Annotated in this window: 20 protein-coding genes; 9 read left to right on the top strand and 11 right to left on the bottom strand. The window is 66.8% G+C overall.

The genetic code is table 11. The features are described 5' to 3' along the window. Window positions 1-25: 25 nt before the first annotated feature. The 3 genes from ACNS88_RS07700 to ACNS88_RS07710 all read right to left on the bottom strand — a co-directional run bounded on the left by ACNS88_RS07700 (window position 26) and on the right by ACNS88_RS07710 (window position 3,205). Complete coding sequence (locus ACNS88_RS07700) at window positions 26-955, bottom strand: ketopantoate reductase family protein (RefSeq protein WP_435095353.1); 930 nt, start codon at window positions 953-955, stop codon at window positions 26-28. 64 nt (window positions 956-1,019) lie between these two features. Further along, window positions 1,020-2,249 carry a pyridoxal-phosphate dependent enzyme gene (locus ACNS88_RS07705; RefSeq protein ID WP_435095356.1) on the bottom strand — a complete coding sequence of 410 codons (1,230 nt, stop codon included), beginning with the start codon at window positions 2,247-2,249 and terminating at the stop codon, window positions 1,020-1,022. Next, window positions 2,249-3,205: a succinylglutamate desuccinylase/aspartoacylase family protein gene (locus ACNS88_RS07710; RefSeq protein ID WP_435095359.1), complete on the bottom strand. Its 957-nt coding sequence runs from the start codon at window positions 3,203-3,205 to the stop codon at window positions 2,249-2,251. Before ACNS88_RS07710 ends, ACNS88_RS07705 begins: the two co-directional genes overlap by 1 nt. 156 nt (window positions 3,206-3,361) lie before the next feature. Between ACNS88_RS07710 and ACNS88_RS07715 the strand changes: the two genes are divergently transcribed. Beyond that, window positions 3,362-5,518 (top strand): caspase family protein, encoded by a 2,157-nt coding sequence (locus tag ACNS88_RS07715; protein ID WP_435095362.1) that lies wholly within the window; start codon window positions 3,362-3,364, stop codon window positions 5,516-5,518. Here ACNS88_RS07715 and ACNS88_RS07720 read toward each other — a convergent pair. Further along, on the bottom strand, window positions 5,515-5,646 hold the full coding sequence (locus tag ACNS88_RS07720) for a DUF7503 family protein (protein WP_435095365.1): 132 nt from the start codon (window positions 5,644-5,646) through the stop codon (window positions 5,515-5,517). The genes ACNS88_RS07715 and ACNS88_RS07720 overlap by 4 nt on opposite strands. Before the next feature lie 208 nt (window positions 5,647-5,854). Between ACNS88_RS07720 and ACNS88_RS07725 the strand changes: the two genes are divergently transcribed. Together ACNS88_RS07725 and ACNS88_RS07730 are read left to right on the top strand one after the other, a co-directional pair. Next, window positions 5,855-6,103 (top strand): hypothetical protein, encoded by a 249-nt coding sequence (locus tag ACNS88_RS07725; protein WP_435095368.1) that lies wholly within the window; start codon window positions 5,855-5,857, stop codon window positions 6,101-6,103. Window positions 6,104-6,197: 94 nt separating this feature from the next. Beyond that, window positions 6,198-6,995, top strand: a complete 798-nt coding sequence (locus ACNS88_RS07730) for a helix-turn-helix transcriptional regulator (RefSeq protein ID WP_435095371.1) — start codon at window positions 6,198-6,200, stop codon at window positions 6,993-6,995. A gap of 5 nt (window positions 6,996-7,000) precedes the next feature. Here ACNS88_RS07730 and ACNS88_RS07735 read toward each other — a convergent pair whose 3' ends face one another. Both ACNS88_RS07735 and ACNS88_RS07740 read right to left on the bottom strand, forming a co-directional pair. After that, window positions 7,001-7,126 carry a hypothetical protein gene (locus ACNS88_RS07735; RefSeq protein ID WP_435095374.1) on the bottom strand — a complete coding sequence of 42 codons (126 nt, stop codon included), beginning with the start codon at window positions 7,124-7,126 and terminating at the stop codon, window positions 7,001-7,003. A 133-nt stretch (window positions 7,127-7,259) separates the two neighbouring features. Further along, window positions 7,260-7,793, bottom strand: coding sequence for an inorganic diphosphatase (locus tag ACNS88_RS07740; RefSeq protein WP_435095377.1), 534 nt, complete (start codon window positions 7,791-7,793; stop codon window positions 7,260-7,262). Window positions 7,794-8,231: 438 nt separating this feature from the next. On the opposite strand from ACNS88_RS07740, the gene ACNS88_RS07745 reads away from it, so the two are divergent. Further along, window positions 8,232-8,591, top strand: coding sequence for a PadR family transcriptional regulator (locus tag ACNS88_RS07745; RefSeq protein ID WP_435095380.1), 360 nt, complete (start codon window positions 8,232-8,234; stop codon window positions 8,589-8,591). Window positions 8,592-8,698: 107 nt separating this feature from the next. Here the strand turns inward: ACNS88_RS07745 and ACNS88_RS07750 are convergent, their stop codons facing one another. Together ACNS88_RS07750 and rnhA are read right to left on the bottom strand one after the other, a co-directional pair. After that, a complete protein-coding gene (locus tag ACNS88_RS07750) occupies window positions 8,699-9,391 on the bottom strand; it encodes a DUF7108 domain-containing protein (RefSeq protein WP_435095383.1) in 693 nt (230 codons plus the stop codon). Beyond that, complete coding sequence (rnhA, locus tag ACNS88_RS07755; RefSeq protein WP_435095386.1) at window positions 9,378-9,974, bottom strand: ribonuclease HI; 597 nt, start codon at window positions 9,972-9,974, stop codon at window positions 9,378-9,380. Before rnhA ends, ACNS88_RS07750 begins: the two co-directional genes overlap by 14 nt. A gap of 210 nt (window positions 9,975-10,184) precedes the next feature. Here rnhA and ACNS88_RS07760 point away from each other — a divergent pair, with 210 nt between their 5' ends. The 3 genes from ACNS88_RS07760 to ACNS88_RS07770 all read left to right on the top strand — a co-directional run bounded on the left by ACNS88_RS07760 (window position 10,185) and on the right by ACNS88_RS07770 (window position 12,926). After that, a complete protein-coding gene (locus tag ACNS88_RS07760; protein ID WP_435095389.1) occupies window positions 10,185-11,186 on the top strand; it encodes a transcription initiation factor IIB in 1,002 nt (333 codons plus the stop codon). Window positions 11,187-11,270: 84 nt separating this feature from the next. Next, window positions 11,271-12,596 carry an Nre C-terminal domain-containing protein gene (locus tag ACNS88_RS07765; protein WP_435095392.1) on the top strand — a complete coding sequence of 442 codons (1,326 nt, stop codon included), beginning with the start codon at window positions 11,271-11,273 and terminating at the stop codon, window positions 12,594-12,596. Window positions 12,597-12,665: 69 nt separating this feature from the next. Then, window positions 12,666-12,926, top strand: coding sequence for a preprotein translocase subunit TatA (locus ACNS88_RS07770; RefSeq protein ID WP_435095395.1), 261 nt, complete (start codon window positions 12,666-12,668; stop codon window positions 12,924-12,926). 448 nt (window positions 12,927-13,374) lie between these two features. On the opposite strand, the gene ACNS88_RS07775 is transcribed toward ACNS88_RS07770, so the two are convergent. Beyond that, window positions 13,375-13,671 (bottom strand): PRC-barrel domain-containing protein, encoded by a 297-nt coding sequence (locus ACNS88_RS07775; RefSeq protein WP_435095398.1) that lies wholly within the window; start codon window positions 13,669-13,671, stop codon window positions 13,375-13,377. 34 nt (window positions 13,672-13,705) lie between these two features. Further along, window positions 13,706-14,704: a radical SAM protein gene (locus tag ACNS88_RS07780; protein ID WP_435095401.1), complete on the bottom strand. Its 999-nt coding sequence runs from the start codon at window positions 14,702-14,704 to the stop codon at window positions 13,706-13,708. Window positions 14,705-14,857: 153 nt separating this feature from the next. Here ACNS88_RS07780 and ACNS88_RS07785 point away from each other — a divergent pair, with 153 nt between their 5' ends. Together ACNS88_RS07785 and ACNS88_RS07790 are read left to right on the top strand one after the other, a co-directional pair. Continuing rightward, window positions 14,858-15,571 carry a DUF6517 family protein gene (locus tag ACNS88_RS07785; RefSeq protein ID WP_435095404.1) on the top strand — a complete coding sequence of 238 codons (714 nt, stop codon included), beginning with the start codon at window positions 14,858-14,860 and terminating at the stop codon, window positions 15,569-15,571. 93 nt (window positions 15,572-15,664) lie between these two features. Beyond that, a complete protein-coding gene (locus tag ACNS88_RS07790; protein WP_435095407.1) occupies window positions 15,665-16,774 on the top strand; it encodes a DUF373 family protein in 1,110 nt (369 codons plus the stop codon). A 31-nt stretch (window positions 16,775-16,805) separates the two neighbouring features. On the opposite strand, the gene ACNS88_RS07795 is transcribed toward ACNS88_RS07790, so the two are convergent. Next, complete coding sequence (locus ACNS88_RS07795; protein ID WP_435095410.1) at window positions 16,806-17,798, bottom strand: cell division protein CdpA domain-containing protein; 993 nt, start codon at window positions 17,796-17,798, stop codon at window positions 16,806-16,808. Window positions 17,799-17,859 lie beyond the last annotated feature (61 nt).

Genomic DNA, 17,859 nt, shown 5'->3' on the forward strand with positions numbered 1-17,859 from the left:
CCCGTCCGACCGTTTTTGTCGGCGTTCACTTCTCCGCCGTCTTTTGAGTGTCCCCTCCGGGCCGAACCCCCGCACCGACCTCCCACGCTCTGATCAGCGACGCGATCGTCCGACAGGTCGGCGCTGACACGCCGAGCCGGTCGGCGCGCTCGGTCACGGCACCGTAGATGGCGTCGGCCTCCGTGCGACGACCGGCGGCCACGTCCTCGCACATCGACGACCGGTTGGCGGCGGTGTCGGTGGCGACGCGCTCGACGGCGTCGACCGCGGCTGTCTCGCCGAGCGCTACCTCGTCTGCCCGCGCGACCCGCCCGACCTCGCGGGCCGCTTCGCGGGCCGCCTCGCCCCCCGGTCCGTCGAGGGTGGCCCCGTTCGAGAGCCGTGCGAGTGCCGAGGGACCGTTGATCCCCGCGTTGACCGCGAGCTTCTCGTACCGGCGTCGAGGCATGTCCGCGGCGACGGTCGTCTCGATCCCGGCCTCGTCGAACGCGCGTCCGACCCGCTTCGCGAGCGGATCGTCGCCGCCCGAGAGCGCTCCGATAACGACCTCGCCGACGCCGGTGCAGGTGACCCGGCCGGGCTCGACGAACCGAGCGCCGTAGCTCGCGGTGCCCGCGAGGACGGTGGGGTCGAGCGCCGCGACCAGCCGCTCCTCCGTGAGACCGTTCTGGAGCGAGCAGACCGCGTCGTACTCGCCGGTCGCGAGCGCTCGCGCGGCTGCGTCCGTGTCGTACGCCTTCGTTGTGACCACCGCGAGGTCGGCCGAGCGGTGCGTTCCGTCGGTGAGCGCACTGGGGCGAACGTGCGCGTCGATCTCGCCGTCGATCCGGAGCCCGCTCTCTCGGATCCGTCGCATGTGCGGGTCGCGCCCGACGAGCGTGACCTCGTGGGTCCGCGCCAGCAACCCCCCGACGAGGCTCCCGAGCGCGCCGGCGCCGTAGACGAGGACTTCCATACGTCCTCCCACGAGACGAGACTGAAAAGGGATGGCGGTGGGAGCGGTCGATCGAACGCCCCGATCAGCTCTTCAGTCCGCTCCCGGTGAGGGGGACGACGACATCGGCGTCGCGCGCGAGGACCTCACGTTCGCGGAGTTCGCGAAGCGCCGCCGGCGCGACAGCGCAGGTCGGTTCGGTATAAAAGCCCGCGGCATGGAGCCGGTCGAGCTCGCGCTCGGCCGCCGCCTGCGTGACCGCGAGCGCGTCGCCGTCGGTGTCGGCGATCGCGTCGAGGATCTCCCGTTTCCGCACCGGCTCGGCGATCTGGATCCCGTCTGCGGCCGCGTTGACGCGCCCCGCTGGGTCGGCCGCGTCCACGCCGTGGAGTTCGCGGACGATCGGTGCGACCCCGGCCGCCTGCGCGCCGAACAACCGGGGGACCTTGTCGATCCAGCCCGCGCGCTCCAGCCGCCGGAACCCCCGGTAGGCGCCGAGAAACAGGGTGCCGTGTCCGAGCGGAGTCACGACCGCGTCTGGGGCCTCCCAGCCGCGCTGGAACGCGATCTCGTAGGCGACGGTCGCGGTCCCCTCGAAGAAGGCCGGGTTCCACGCGTGACTGGCGTACCACGCGGGATCGGCGGAGTCGGCTTCGCTCTCGGCCTCGTTCTCGCTATCTCCGCTTCCCTCACCGAGCGCGGCCACGCACGCCTCGGTCACGTCCGCGCGAGACCCCTCGATCCGGATCGGCTCGGCGCCGGCTCGTCGGATCGCGCGGAGCTTCGACTCCTTGACGTCGGCCGGGACGTACACTGCGGCGTCGATCCCGGCGCGGGCCGCGTACGTCGCGATCGCGGCGCCGGCGTTGCCCGAAGAGTCCTCGACGACGCGCTCGACGCCCAGTTCGCGAGCCCGCGTGAGCGTCGTCGTCGCGCCCCGGTCTTTAAAAGAGCCGGTGGGGAAGACGTACTCCAGCTTGAACGCGGCGTTCCAGTCGTCGGCGTCGGGCGATTCGGTGCCGTTCGCGTCACCGTCCGCGTCGACCAGGGGCGTCATTCCCTCCCCCAGCGTCACCCGGTCGGTCGGGTCGTCGCCGACGGCGAGAAACGACTCGAACGCCCAGAGCCCGTTTCGGGCGTCTATCGCGTCGCGCTCTCCGCGTCGCTCGCCCTCCGCATCCGGAGGTGACCCCTCCGGAATCGGCGGGTCGACGAACTCCAGCGGCGCGCCGCACTCGCAGCGCCACCGGTCTCTCACGGTTGCGCCGCATTCGGGACACACGAGTCCACGAACCAGGCCGCGGTCGGCGGCCATCAGTACTGGTCGACGTTGGTGCCGACCGAGCAGACGTACTCGCCGGCGGCGACCTGCGGAAGCCGACGGGTGCGCCAGAAGATGCCGTCGTCGTCGGCGGTCACGCGGCCCTTCCGCTCGCCGAACACGTCGGTCACCTCGTAGAGGAGGTCGCCGGTCGAAACCCGCTCGCCGAGCTCGCGCTCGAACCGGACGAGCCCGCCCGCCGGCGACCCGTACTGGTCGAAGCCGCGCGCCCTCACCTGTCGTTCGATATCGACGTCGCCGTCGAGGAAGCCGTAGTGCTGAAGCACGTTGAACACGCCTTCGACGCCGTACCGGATCGATTCCTCGTCCCAGCCGACGCAGCCGCCGAGCTCGGGATCGATGGTCGGGATCCCGTGTTCCGGGGCGACACGCGCGAGCTGTCCGTCCGGGCCCTTGATATCGAGGACGTGGCCGCAGCCGAAGACCTTTGCCAGCTCCAAGCAGTCGCCGTGGAGCCGGTGGCGGATCCCGCAGCGGACCCGCGTCTCGTTTATCATCCGGCTCGTCGATCCCTGGTGGAGATCCAGAATGAGGTCCGCCCGCTTTGCGGCCTGAAACGTCGCATGAGCGATGCGTTCGCTCGTCGTTCCGTCCTCGTCGCCGGGGTATCCGCGGTTCATCTTCCGGTCGTCGATCGGGTTCCGGTGTTCCGCAACCTGGAACGCGAAGTAGTTGACGACGCCGACGACGAGGACGGCCCCCGACAGCTCCGCCGGATCGAGGCGGGGAACGACGCGATTGATGACGCCGAGTCCGTTGAGCTCATCGCCGTCGCTGACCGCCTGCAGATACAGCGTCTTGCCGTCGGCGGCGCCGTTGACGACGGCCACCGGCAGCCGGACGGGACTTCCATCTCGCGTCTCGCCGACTTCGAGACGGCCCGTGTCCGTCTCGCCCGGCGAGGCGCGAGCCGTTCCAAGCGAAATCATTACGCTAACGTGGGTCGGCCGCCCCTTTATCCGTTCGGTCCGCGGCTATCCGTCCGACACAAGCTTTATGATCGCATCGCCCCAGAATTCGGTAACCACGGCCGCATCGCACGACCTCTGTGACGACTTCGTTGCCGATCCCACGCGGTCTCCCTCATGAGCATTGCCATCGACCCGTTGTCTGACGCGTCCGGACTCACCGTCACGGACCACATCGAGAACACGCAGTTCGAGGTGTACACCGACCGGCCGGTCGAGCCGGTCGCGAGCCCCGAAGACGCCCACTACTTTCCGGTCGACGCGAGTGTGACGGTCGAGACCGGTGCCATCGAGATCCCCCGCGTCGCGGTCGTCGAGACCCGCGCCGGCGACGGGACGCTGCTCACCCGCGGCGACTCATACGCGATGCCGGCGGGGACGTATCACGTCGGGATCGACCCCGCGCCGACGAAGCTGTACCTCGCGTTCGCGGCGCCGTTTTCGGTGTCGACGACGGAGCGAACGACCCGGATCGACCTCGACGCGCCCGCGGAGGTCACGCTCGGGTTCCGGTCGCTCCACCAGGTTCCCGCCGGAACGATCGAGACGCCCACCGATCCCGAGTCGCTGATGGACGCCGTCTCCCTGCTCGGCTCCGCGCTCCAGACGACCAGCCCGGAGCGGTCGTTCCCGACCCTCCGCGGGCACCCGCCACTGATCGAGCCGGGCGAGGAGTTCCGCGTCCCCGACCGGGTCGAACCGCTCGACTCCGGGATCCGGATCGTCGTCCCCCCGGAGTACCGCTACCTCTACCCGGTGATTTCGCTGGCGTACTACTTCGCCGCCGACGTGGTCCCCGGCGACGTCCCCCGGATCGAGGGCGACGGCTGGACGCATCCACTGGAGCCCGACTTCGAGCGGCGGACTGCGGAGGTGCTCCGGCAGGCGTTCCACTTCGACTGTCTCGCGCGCACGGAGGGGTTCTACCCGGTCGATCTCCACGAGCGAGAGGTCACCGACCTCGACCTCGACTGGGGGCGGCTGTACGGCCTCCCGCTCGCGGAGCGACTCGGCGAGTACCTCGCGGTCCCCTTCGAGCGCGTCGAGCCGGAGCTCCCCCAGTGGACGCTGACGACCGACGTGCGTCCCGACCCCGAGAACGTGGAACTGCTTCCGTTCGTCGCCGGCGAGCTGTCGGTCGTCCGCTCTCCGGCGACCGCGACTCCCGCGACGGCGGGCGAGGGCGACGGGATCGGGTTCTTCCGCGGGCAGCGGGCCGGCGCCGGCGGCGCTCCGACTGACCCGACTTCACCTGGCGCCGACCCCGCGTCGCTCGGTCCGGACGAGTTCGTTCGGGGCGCTGCCGCTGATGCCCCGCCCACCCGCGGCGCCGACGCCTCGGCGGAGCGCGGCGCGGTGCCGACCGACGCCGACTTCGTGCGGCCCGAGCCCGTCGACACCGTCGAGCACGCCTGGGTCGGCGCCGGCGTCCCGCTCGACGCCAACAAGGCCACCCTCGACGCGTACCACCGCCGGTTGGAGGCCGGCGCAGTCGAGCAGTCGCGCATCTCCGTGCTCGTCGTCTGCAACGACGAACAGATGCGCGAGGAGGGGGAGGTCGCCGACTTATACGGCCTCCGCGACATGGTCCAGTTCGACATCGAGGTGCGTCACGACCTCACCCGCGAGGAGATGCGTGAGACCCTCCAGTCGGACGTCGACTTCCTCCACTACATCGGGCACGTCGACGACCGCGGGATGCAGTGTACCGACGAGTACCTCGACCTCACGGCGGAAGACCTCGACGTCGGCGTCAGCGCCTTCCTGCTCAACGCCTGCCAGTCGTACCAGCAGGGCGAGGCCCTCGTCCACCGTGGCTCTCGCGGCGGCATCGTCACCCTCACCGACGTGGCGAACTCGCCGGCGACCCAGCTCGGCCGGATCATCGCCCGCCTGATGAACAGCGGCTTCAACCTCCGGACCGCGCTTCACGTCGCGAAGCGGGAGCTGATCACCGGTCACCAGTACATCGTCGTCGGCGATGGGGGGACGACGATCTGTCAAAGTCGGAGTGGGATCGCAGTTGTCATCGATATACTTGAGAACAATATCGGCTGGAAATTTGATATGCGTGCGTATCCGAATGGACCATACGGTCTCGGAACAATGTATATGCCGTCTGTGAATGGTATCTCACAGAACTACGTTGTACCCTCCAACGCAACCCTCTCTGGCCTGTCTGAGAAGCAAATTCAGGATGCGCTTGATTTAGAAACTGTCCCGGTTTTCCGCAACGATGAACTCTGTTGGAGTGACGAAATTATGAGTATTTAGGGACCGGGAGTCGCTTTTGCGATATTCGCCGCCGCGGGCGCCGCCTGCGTCAGCAGGAGGAGCGCGGTGAACAGGACGCCGGCCATCTTCGGGTGCTCTGCCACGTAGTCTGCAACACTTTCGTGCATATTACACAGAATCTCGCGTGATATTAACACCTAAACCGTTTTGCGGTAACTATTTTTAGATATTTAATTACTTAAAAACGGTAAATTAACGTCTCCTACGGGGCTCTCGCCTGATCGACCGCGCTATCGCCCTTCCGATCGATGCTGTGAAGCCGGTTTCGAGATACTGCCCCCACCGTTTTTCAGCCTCCCTGACAGAGATAGTTTCATGACCGATGTCGAGACAACGATCCGTGACGCGTTCGAACACACCGACTACGACCTCGGCGACGTCGCCGTCAACCGGAAGCAGGTCCGGGTGCCGGTGCTCCAACAGGGCGCCGACCCCGACGCGCTCACCGCGGTGATCGAGGAGGCGCTCGGCGCGGACGCGGTCGTCGCCGCGACTGTCACCACCGAGGCTATCGACGGCGAGGACACCATCGGCACCGTCGTCTCGTTCCGGTACCAGCCGTGAGCGGGGTGCGAGGTCGGTTGACGTCGTCCGCCGCCCCGAAAGGGCGGAACGCGGTACGATTAACAGCGTGGTGTTCGTACACACGGGTCACGCGATGAGGGCCGACAACGGCCACGACGGCGCACAGTACCTCGCCGGGTCGCCCGTCAGAGTTGCGATGCTCCGAACGCTCCGGGAGGAGCCGCGTCGCCCGGCGGAACTCACGACCGCGGTTGACGCGACCCGGACGACGGTCCAGCGCATCCTCTCCGGGTTCCGCGAGCGGGACTGGGTCGTCAAGCGCGGCGCGGCCTACCACGTGACGCCGTCCGGAAAACGGGTCCATGACGCGTACGAGACGTTGCTCGACGAAGTCGACCTCGCGGACCGGTACGGGCAGTTCGCCGCGGAGCTCGAACGCGTCGGCGCCGACTTCCCGCCCTCGGCGGTCGGCGCCGGAGAGCTGACCGTCGCGGCCGACCGGAACCCCCTCGCCGCGGTCGATCGGCTCACCGAACTCCTGCGCGAGGGGTGCGGCTCGGAGATCCGTGCATTTTCTCCCGTCGTTATCCGGCAGTTCAACGATGCGGCGGCGGAGGCGCTCGACGAGGGCGCCGAGGTCCAACTCGTCATCGACCGCGACGTGGTCGAGGAGTCGATCGCGGAGTTCGCTCCGGCGACCGACCGCGCGCTCCAGGACGAGGGCGCGACGGTGTACGTCTCCCCAGAGCCGATCGAATACGGGGCCTTCCGGTACGACGACGTCGCGTGCGTGACCGCGTACGACCGCAGAAACAACCCCCGGTGCGTGCTCGAATCGATGGACCAGGAAGTGATCGAGTGGGTCGACGACCGGTTTGAGTCGTTCGTCGACGAGGCCCAGCGCCTCTCAGCGGTCGTCGAGAACGCCTGAGTCGGTTACCGTTCCGCTTGTTCACCGTCCGCCACGTCCCCGGAATCGTCGCTCTCGTCCTCTGGCTCGAAGTTGGCGGGGACGACCGTCGGATGATCGATGCCGACGGACGGCTGACTGTGTGCGCTCATGGTTCTGCTCACACGTAGGCGGCACGTCCCCTAAAAATTACCCATGGGCATAACGCATCCGCGGTCCAGGTGGGTATGTCCGATAGTTATTCTACGCGCCGAGGTCGGCGCCGTCTCGGATTTCCGGTTCGGACTACTGGAACTCTTCGTCGTACAGGTCCTGCGCGTGTTCGATCGCGTCCTTCGCGGCCTGCTTGTCCTCCCAGCCGAGGGTCTCGACCTCCTTGCCCGCTTCGAGGTTCTTGTACGTCGAGAAGAACTCGTCAATCTCGTCGCGGATCTGCTGAGGGATGTCTTCGAGGTCGTCGATGTGGTCAAACCGCGGATCCTCGGTCGGCACCGCGATCACCTTGTCGTCCTGCTCGCCGTCGTCGTCCATCTTCATCAGCGCGACGGGACGGGCTTCAACGACGCAGCCGGGGAACGTCTGGTCCTCGACGAGCACCATCACGTCGAACGGGTCCTCGTCGTCGTAGTACGACTGCGGGATGAAGCCGTAGTCGTACGGGTAGTGAACGTTCGAGTGGAGCACGCGGTCGAGAACGACGCCGGGAACGTCCTTGTCGTACTCGTACTTGTTCCGCTCGCCTTTGAGACACTCCACGACGGCGTAGATCTCGTCCGGCGCGTTCGGTCCCGTCTCGAGATCCTCCCAGAGATTGACCATGTGACGTGTATTCCGTTCATCGCTTGCAAAGTCCTTTCGGGTTCCCGTCGTGGCTCCCGCTGTCGGACGACTCTCGGCTTCGATCCGACGCCGATACGTGTGATACAATACTACTATACAGAAGTATATATTTCTCTCACCGAGTCAATAGCAGTTTCAATGAGTCTGTGTGTTTCCGTACGAGACGCGCGAATCCGGCGATAAACACCGATATCTCGGATGAGACATCTTGTCTATATCTCCCCGTTTCGTCGATAAATTGTCGTGTATCCGCACAGATAGCTGTCGATCATTCGATATCGAGAGATCACCGAATCGGACCGCTCGACACTCCGCTCACCAGTATTGGTACGATTGGCAGGTTTGGAGCCTACTGATGTATTTAAACCTTCGTCAATCTTGAGAAAAGTTATAAGTTTGGGTGCTCTACACTATTCTATGTCAGAGGCACAATCGGTTACCGATGGCTCAACGACGCGAACGGCCGCAGACCTGACTGCGTTCCAACAGAACATCCTCGCGATCCTCTCGGAAGAACCAATGTACGGGCTCGCGATCAAACGTGAGCTCGAGTCGTACTACGACTCCGAGGTAAACCACGGGCGACTCTACCCGAACCTCGACGACCTCGTCGAAGACGGCCTCGTCGAGAAGAGCGAACTCGACAAGCGGACCAACCAGTACGAGCTCACGGAGGCGGGCCACGACGCCGTCCTCGAACAGCTGGAGTGGGTCCTCGACCGATTCGTCACCGACGAGGTACGCGCAGACGAAGTCCGTTCCCTACTCGACGAGTAACGACGACCCCGTCGTCGCTGTCTCGGGAGGCAACCAGCATGTTTTGGCACACGCGCGCGGTGAAAGCCGCGCACGCTCGACCGCCGAGCGACAGCTCGGTTTTTCCGCTATGACTCCTCGGGGCCGTCCACGTCCGCCGCGACCGACTCGATCACGCCGAGCGACTCGTCGACGACCGCCAGCTGCTCGTCGCTCGGCCAGCCGTTCCGCGGGAAGTACTCCTCGCGGAACTCCGCGCGCTCGTCGGGTGTCGCGTCGTCGACCGGGCGCACGTAGTGGTTGCTCATGAACGCCGCGAAGCTCCGGGCGGTGTCAGCGTGGACCGAATCGTGCGCCTCGGCGACTGCGTCGGCGACCGCGTCGTTGTACGCGGCGATCTCACGGTAGCGGTCGGCGTCGCCCGGCCCCGACAGCGACACCTCGACGGCCCGGTCGGTGGTCTCTATCTGGTCGAGCTGTACCGTTCCGTCGTCCATCCACTCGTCGGGGTACAACACGAGCGTGTCGTCTTCGTCGCGGAGCCGCGGAACGTAGTCGTAACCCTCGACCAGCTCGTCGCGGCGATCGCGATAGAACGCGGCGGCCGCCTCGTCCTCGGTCTGTCGGGCAAGCCGGGTGAGTCGCTCCGCCTCGTCGACGACCTCGGCCGGTACGTCGGGGACGCGGTCGTCGTCGCCCGCGTCGGCATCGCTGTCGTCCTCGTCGGGCTCTGTCTCTCCGTCCTCCGACGTCTCCGCCGCCATCACTTCACGGGCTCGCTCTTTCGCCCATTCCGGGGGCTCGTCGTTAGTTCGCGTCATCGAGTGCCTCGTTCGCCAGATCGTCGGCGCGTTCGTTTATCTCTCGCGGAACGTGCCCGATCGACCACCGGTCGAACCGCTCTAACAGCTCTCGAACGCTGACCCGTCGCTCGCGGAGCTCCGGGTCGTTGGCGTTCCACTCGCCGCGAACCTGCTTGACGATCAGTTGGGAGTCGCCGCGGACGTCGATCTCGTCGAAGCCGTACTCGTCGGCGGCCTCCAGCGCTCGGATCAGTGCGGCGTACTCGGCCTGGTTGTTGGTGACGCGGCCGATCCGCTCGCCGCCCTCGGCGGCGATCCCGTCGGACGTGACCAGACACCACCCGACCGCGCCCGGCCCGGGATTCCCGCGCGAGGCGCCGTCGAAGTAGACGTGCGCGCGTCCGCCGCCCTCACTTAAAAGGGCGGTCAGGCGGGTCGGGTCGCTGCCCTGCACGACGACCTTGTCGTCGTACGCGACGGCGACGGCGCCCTCTCGCTCGGCGCGCCACCGCTCGTGTGCGGTGTTCCCCTCATCGATCCGGACGCCGGCGTCCGCCAGATTGGCTCGCGCAGCCGCCGGATCGCAGTCGATCGTCGGCATTCGATCGGGTTCCGCGCTCGCGGGACAAAGGGCTGTCCGTCGGCCGCGCCGGTCTGTGGCACCCATGGAAACACACGGCACGACGAGCGCCCCCGTCGTTCGAGTCGAGCAAACGCTAGACGCCGAGCAAACGCTATGAGTGTTGCAATGTCACGTACTAACACTCTAACAAACTTTTAAGTAAATCCGTTTGGGTAGTATATAAATGCGATGACACGCCCAACCCGGCAACGGGATCACGACCGGCAGCGTGTGCGGGACGAAGACGCCGACGAGACTGAAACCGACACCGAGGAGGTCGAAGGGGTCGACGCCGGCGAGTTGGACCCTGAGGACTTCGACCCGGAGGAGCTCACTCGGACGGCCGACGGGGAGCTGATACACGAGGAAACCGGACTCATCGTCGAAGAGGAACAGATCGATCCCGGTCCGGAGTGGCGGGCGTTCAACCACTCGGAGCGGCAGTCGAAGTCTCGCGTCGGCGCCCCGACGACGAAGACGATGCACGACAAGGGGCTAACGACGACGATCGACTGGAAGGACAAGGACGCGTACGGCCGCTCTATCTCCTCGAAGAAGCGGTCGCAGATGCACCGGTTGCGCAAGTGGCAGGAACGGATCCGGACGAAGGACGCCGGCGAGCGCAACCTCCAGTTCGCGCTCTCGGAGATCGACCGCATGGCGAGCGCGCTCGGCGTCCCGCGATCCGTCAGGGAAGTCGCCTCGGTCATCTACCGCCGCGCGCTCAACGAGGACCTGATCCGCGGGCGCTCGATCGAGGGCGTCTCCACTGCGGCCCTCTACGCCGCCTGTCGCAAGGAGGGGATCCCCCGTTCACTCGAGGAGATATCGGACGTCTCGCGGGTCGAGCGGAAGGAGATCGGTCGGACGTATCGCTACATCTCACAGGAGCTCGGCTTAGAGATGCGGCCGGTCGACCCGAAGAAGTACGTCCCCCGCTTCTCCTCGGAACTCGAACTGAGCGAGGAGGTCCAGTCGAAGGCCAACGAGATCATCGAGACGACCGCCGAGAAGGGATTGCTCTCCGGGAAATCTCCCACCGGGTACGCCGCCGCCGCCATCTACGCCGCGTCGCTGCTCTGTAACGAGAAGAAGACCCAGCGCGAGGTCGCGGACGTCGCGCAGGTCACCGAGGTCACCATCCGCAACCGGTATCAAGAGCAGATCGAAGCGATGGGGATCCACAGCTAGGCGTCGCGGGGCGGCCGGCCGGTCGCGCTTCCGTTCTCTCTCGCTAGCAACGTTCAAGCCGGCACGGCGTCAACTTCGATCCGAATGCGGCTCGACGAGTTCATCGAGTTCGAGGCGAACGAGCGCGCCGAGCGGCGGCGCCTCGCCGCCGAGAAGGACTACGGAATCTTAGATCACCTCGACTCCTTCGAGCGGCGCTTCGAGGAGCACGTCTCCGACGACGCCGTGGTCGGCAGCGTCTCTCCCTCTATCTTCGTCGGGCGCTCGAACTACCCGAACGTCTCGACCGGGCTGCTCTCGCCGGTCGGCCGCGAGGAGCGCGCCGCGAGCTTCGAGACCTCCGCCGCGTGGTACGACGAGGGCGTCTCGATCGCGGACGTGTTCGACCGACGGACGAGTCTGCTGAACTCGACTCGCGGGGTCGACGTGGCGGACGCCGGCGCGACCGGCGGCGTCAAATCGCTGGCCGGAGACGGCCCGGCCGAGAGCGTCCACGACGCGTGGGACGGCTGGCTGGGCGTTCAGCGGGAGGTCGCGATCGCGGACCGCCCGGTCGACGTGGAGATCGGACTTGACGGGACTCCCGACCTCGACTTCGATATCGGCACGGCGGACATCAAAACGCCGACCGGCCCGCGCGCCGCGGCCCGAACCGCAGACCTCGGGGAGAACCCGCACGTCCCGCGCCCGGTGCAGAAGACGCTCGAAGACGACGACTGGCGCGCCCAGGGCGCGATGACGTACCTCTACCGCCGCGGGTTCGACGTGTACGAGATCAACACCATCCTCTCCGCGGGGGCGCTGGGACAGGGCGAGAACCGCCGGCTCGTCCCCACGCGCTGGTCGATCACGGCCGTCGACGACACGGTCGGGCAGTTCCTCCGCGGTTCGATCCGCGACAACCCGACAGTCGACCGGACCGAGGTCCATCGCAACGAATACTTGGGGAACGCCTTCTGGGTGATCCTCGTGCCGGGACGGTGGGAGTACGAGCTCGTCGAGATGAAGTCGCCCGGCTCGATCTGGAACCCCGATCCCGAGGCGGGCGTGTACCTCTCGGCCGCCAGCGAGGGCCGCGAGGGGCGGACCGGCTACGTCGAGGAGACTGCGGGCGCCTACTACGCGGCCCGACTCGGCGTCTTGGAGCACCTCGACGAGCGCGGGCGGCAGGCGAAGGCGCTCGTTCTCCGGCACGTCTCCGACGACTACTGGGGGCCGGTCGGCGTCTGGCAGGTGCGCGAGGCCGTCCGGAACGCCTTCGAGGGTGAGTTCGGGACTGCGGAGACGTTCGGGGAGGCGGTTCGCGGCGTCGCCGAACATCTCCCGGTGTCGCTGGGTCGCCTCCGCCGGAAGTCGACGATGGCGGCCGGCCTACAGGCGAATCTCGGCGACTTCGTCGACGCCGGGTAAGCGCGACGACGGGAGAGATGCCGCCCCTGACCCCGATCCGTTTTATGCCTGCCGTCGAGTGGCTGACGCATGGTTCCCACGGTCCCCGCGTTCGGCGGCGTCCCCGGTGGTCCCGAACTCGTGATCATCCTGCTGATCGCCGTGCTGTTGTTCGGGGTTCCCCTCGTCCTCATCGCGGGCGCAGTGCTGTTCCTCAGACAGCGCTCCGACGGTGACGAGGCGGAGGCCGACCGCATCGCGGACCTAGAGGCGGAGGTCGAACGACTCCGCGAGAAGGTCGACGACGAATCGGACGAGGGAGACGAGGCTGACGGCGACGATCGCTTATAAACACGAGGCGGTGGCGCGCCCCGGTGAGCGGCCCGGAGGGCCGCGAGCCGCGAGGGACCAAAGGTCCCTCTGGCAGCCGGCGGCTTCGCCGCCGGCGACGCCGGTGCGAGGGAGTCGGTGGTCCGGAGCGAAGCGGAGGACAACCGACGAGGCTGGGGAGGCGTGAGGTGCGGTTGTGGTGCGGTCGGGGCGGGACTCTAAGGGGCAGTCGAGAGGACGAAGCACGACGACGTAAGTACCGCAGGGAGCGAGCGGAGCGAGCGACTGAGGAACGCAACGAGTCGCGCGAGTCCTCGCGGCTGGGGCTTTGGCGATGTTCTCCGTCGATCCGGAGCTAACTACTTATAAACGAGCGGCTGGGAATTTGGTGGTGGTCACCGCGGAGTCAACCGTATATCAACACTACACCGTCGTCTAAGTCGCCCACTCTTGCCCTTGAAACTCCCTATCAGTCCTCTGCCCAGTAGTACAGGTCCTCGCGGGGCGCGTCGCAGTTCGGGCAGTTGGCCGGCAGCTCCGTTCCGATCTCACCCATCTCGCCGCACTCCCAGCAGCGCCACATCACGTAGGCGGTGCCGAACACGTCGCGGGCGTCGGTGAGGGTGAGTGGCTCCGACCCGGACGGCGACGAGACGTAGAAGCCGTCGTCGTCGACGCCGCGCACCGTCCCGAGCTGTTCTCCATCCTCGTCGTACACCGGTTGTCCGATGCTCATGTCTGCGAATACGGGTTCCTCAGAGGCCATGCGTGGTGATACGCGCCGATCCCTCAGAAACCGCTCAGGCGACCGGCGTCCGCTCGACCACGGTGCCGTTCACGGTCGGGTACTGCTCGACGATCTCGCCCTCCGATAGGTCGCCGTCCTCGATCATTTCTTCGAGGAGCCACCACGCGATCTCGACGTGGTCCGATTTGACGGTGTAGAACTCCTCGGGGACGCCGAGTGCCTCGAAGCGGTCGGCGTCGGCGAACGCTTTCCCGTAGACGAGGGTACCGTCGTCGGTCACCTCGTCGAACTCGCGCCGGATGTTCTTCGCCATCCGCTTGAGCCGGTTCCGGTGTTGGGCGGCGTCTTTGAACACGGAGGTACAGAAGTACACCTTCTCGTGGCTCGCCATCTCGGAGACGATCGCGGCGTCCTTCGAGCCCTCGACGGCGGACATGTGGCCCTCCTGCAGCTCGAAGCCCTCCTCTTGCATCCGCCGATAGTTCCCGTCGGACATCTCGAACTCGTTGATGTTACAGAACTCGGCGGCGCCTTCGTCGAGGAACTCTAAGAACTCCGGCTCCGCGCGGATGCCGGGGATCTCAAAGGCGGGCGTGAGCCCCTCCTCGCGGGCGATGTGGAGGATATCCTCCCACTCGGTGCCGTGCATCTCGCCCCACATCTCGAGTGGCGGGTGGAAGCGGATCTCGTCGAGGCCGGCCTCCGAGAGGCGGCGCATGTTCTCGCGCCCGCCCGTGATCCCGGTGTAGAGGTGCGTGTGATGGTCCTCGCCGAACTCGTCTTTCAGCAGCTCGAGGTATCGGCACGTCTTCGCCATCGCCTCCTGCGGCTCGCCGCCGGTGATCGAGGTGCCGAGCGCGCTCATGCGCTTGGCCTCCGCGATCACGTCCTCGTCGGACTCGACTTTCCGCTCGTTGGCGTACACGTCGGTCACGTTCTTCCGGTTCTCTCCGAGGGGACAGTAGAAGCAATCCCGCTGGTCGCAGTAACCGTAGACGAACAGCACCATCTTCCCGCCTTTGGCGCACTGTTCACAGCCCTTGGAGATCATCTACTTCTCTCTACCGGCCGCGGCCTCAAAAAGCGTCCGAACCGACCTGTTCCGGGAGATTCGTTGTCACGGACGGGTTTCGCAGAGCCTCGGATCGTTTCTGTTTCTCGAAACAAACACAAAGTATGTACCTCCGCCGGCGCGATAACGGGTATGACCAGAGAGCCGACCGCCGACGAGACGACCGACGCCGATGCGCTCACCCGCCGCCGCGCGCTCGCCGCCGCCGGCGGAGTCGCGCTCGCCGGGCTCGCCGGCTGCACAGCGCTCGACGTCGCCACCGGCGAGGAGCCGGCCGAGTTCACCGCGGGCACCGCGACGGTCGCGGACGCGACTCTCTCCGAGACGGGCTACGGGCTCAACGAGGTCACCGAGAACACGCAGACTCGCGAGTTCGACGTGGCCGGATCGACCCGCGAAGTGCGAGTGACGAGCAAAATCGCCGAGTACGACAAGGCCGTCGAACTCTTCGGTGAGCGGTATCAGGCGGCCGTCTTTGCGGTGTTGGCGACCCCCCGCGTCGAGGTGCTCGGACAGGCGTTCAACCCCGTCGGCGAGCTCAGCGACCAGGAGCGCGCCCAGCTGATCGTGGACCGCTACGAGGGCGTCAGCAATCTCGAACGCAGCTCGGAGTACACCACGGAGATACTCGGGACGGACGCCGATGTTGTCGTCTACTCAGGAAACGGCGAAATCGAGGGGACCGGCGTGAGCGTCGAGCTCGAGTTCCACGTCGCCGAGGCGGTTGAGGCCGGCGACGACTACGTCATCCCCCTGGCCGCGTACCCCACGGTGTTCGGCGACGGCGAGAACGTTCGTCGCATGTTGAACGGGATCGAACACGAGCCCGCGTCGGAAGACAACTGAGGAGACGCGACGAGGAAGCCGCTAGATAAACCACCTCGCGTGCTGCCGGTCCGAGCCGAAAACATATGTCGGCCCCTCGCATAGCCTCGCGTAATGCTGCTCGTCCTCTGTGTCGATCTCGACGACGACCTCGGTCGCAAGACGGGGATCCCGACCCCTGTCATCGGCGCCGACGAGGTGACCGAGGCCGCGGTCGCACTCGCGACCGCCGACCCGGAGGACTCCGACGTGAACGTCCTCTTTCAGGGCGTTAACGTCTACGACGAGCTGGCGGCCAGCGGCGAGTCGGTCGAGGTCGCGGCCGTCACCGGCGTCGACGGATCTGACGTGCGCGCGAACCGCGCGGTGGGCCAAGAGGTCGACCGCGTGCTCGCTGAGCTGTCGACCGGCGAGGAAATCTCGGCGGTCGTCATCACCGACGGCGCGCAAGACGAGTCGGTCCTCCCCGTGATCCGCTCGCGGATGCCCATCGACGGGATGCGCCGGGTAGTCGTCCGGCAGGCCCAGGACCTCGAATCGCTCTACTACACGATCAAGCAGGTGCTGGCGGACCCAGAGACCCGCGGCACGATCTTGGTGCCGCTCGGCGTGCTCCTCCTGATTTACCCGCTCGTCGTCGTCGCCAACCTGTTCGACGTCGCCGGCGCGGCCGTCCTCGGGATCCTTTCCGGGATCGTCGGGCTCTACTCGCTGTTTCGCGGGCTCGGGCTCGAAGACACGGTCGACGGCGCGGCCGCCTCCGTCCGCAACGTGCTCTACACCGGGCGAGTGACGCTCGTCACCTACGTCGTCGCGCTCGCGCTGATCGTCGTCGGCGGGGTCCAGGGCATGGAGACGGTCGAGACCGTCCGCGGCGTTCGCGGAGGGGAGCTCACCGTCGCCATCGCGCTCGCGGCGTTCGTCCACGGGTTCGTCCAGTGGCTCGCGGTCGCCGGAGTCACATCCAGCCTCGGCCAGATCACCGACGAGTACCTCGCGGGTCGGTTCCGATGGCGGTACCTCAACGCGCCCTTTTACGTGCTCTCGATCGCCGTCGTGCTGTACGCCGTCTCGGGATTCTTCCTCCCAGCAGTCCCGGGCGTGACATCGCTCGGGCTCTCCGACCTCGCGATGGCGCTCGCGGCCGGAACGCTCACTGCGGTGTTGAGCACGCTCGCGTTCGCGGTCGCGGAGTCGCAGCTCCCGTCGGCGGACCCGAGTTGAAAAACAACACGGCGTTCGGTTCTCGACCCGCTCACCGCGGCGTCCACTCCTCGCAGGCGTCCATGTCGTCCATCAGCGCGTCGTGGTGGCCGCAGTACGGATGCATCCCCTGTTCCGTGCGGACGTAGTCGAACTGCGCGCAGTTCCCGCAGTAGGTGTCTCCCGGGCCGTCGCGCGCGGCGGCCGAGTCGCCGGGGGTGGCCGGGCCGCTCGGCCCGGCCGGAGTGCCGGAGCCACTCTCGCCACCTGCCCCGTCGAGCGGGGACCGGATGTCGGTTGCGGTCGCGCCGCCGTCGCTCACGCCGGCGGGTTTCGATCCGCTCACAGCCCCTCGCGATCCGGACGAGCCGGACGATTTGGGAGCGCCGGACGATTTGGGAGCGCCGGACGGGAGCGACGATCCCGATTCGCTCCCCTTCTGTCGGTTCGTCTGCGTCTCGACTTCCCCGTCGGGGGTACCGCCCAGGAGGCCGACGCCACCGCCGTGGTTGAGCTGGGCGCGATCGACCTCAATCACTTTCGTCTCGCCCTTATGAGTCACCTCCATGGTGACGGTGCCGCCGGGGTCGTTCCGGGTCTTGAAGTTGGCGACGCCGACGAACACGCTCCACAGCATCGTCGCGGCGCCGACGAAGTATAGCCCCGCGGTCGGAAGCGTGAGGTCGGTGAGATCCGGGCGCGGCCCGCCGATCCACTGGTTGGGGTACGCGTACGCGAACAGCGCGACGCCGAGACACATCACGGCCGCCCCGACAATCGCGGCGACGCGGGTGTTGCGGTCCGCCGGGAGTACCGTCATCACGCCGAGTAACACGAGTGGGACGCCCACGCCGCCGAGCACGCCGCCGAGCTGCCGCGCCGCGCCGGAGTTGTAGCCGCTCGGGAGGATAACCTCCGCGGCAACGAGGATTCCGGCGACGAGAAGCAGCGTCCCGGCGACGAACGAGCCCACGCCGAGGTACAGCCGACGCGGGTCGACCTCGGAGCGTCCCCGCCCGCCGTACGCCTCCGAGAGACTGGTCATACGGGGTCTACGTCGTCCTCCCTGAAAACAGTATGTCAGACGTTCGCCCCCGGCGGGGGAC

The organism is Halorubrum shenae (genome assembly GCF_051194165.1).
Taxonomy (GTDB): Archaea; Halobacteriota; Halobacteria; order Halobacteriales; family Haloferacaceae; genus Halorubrum.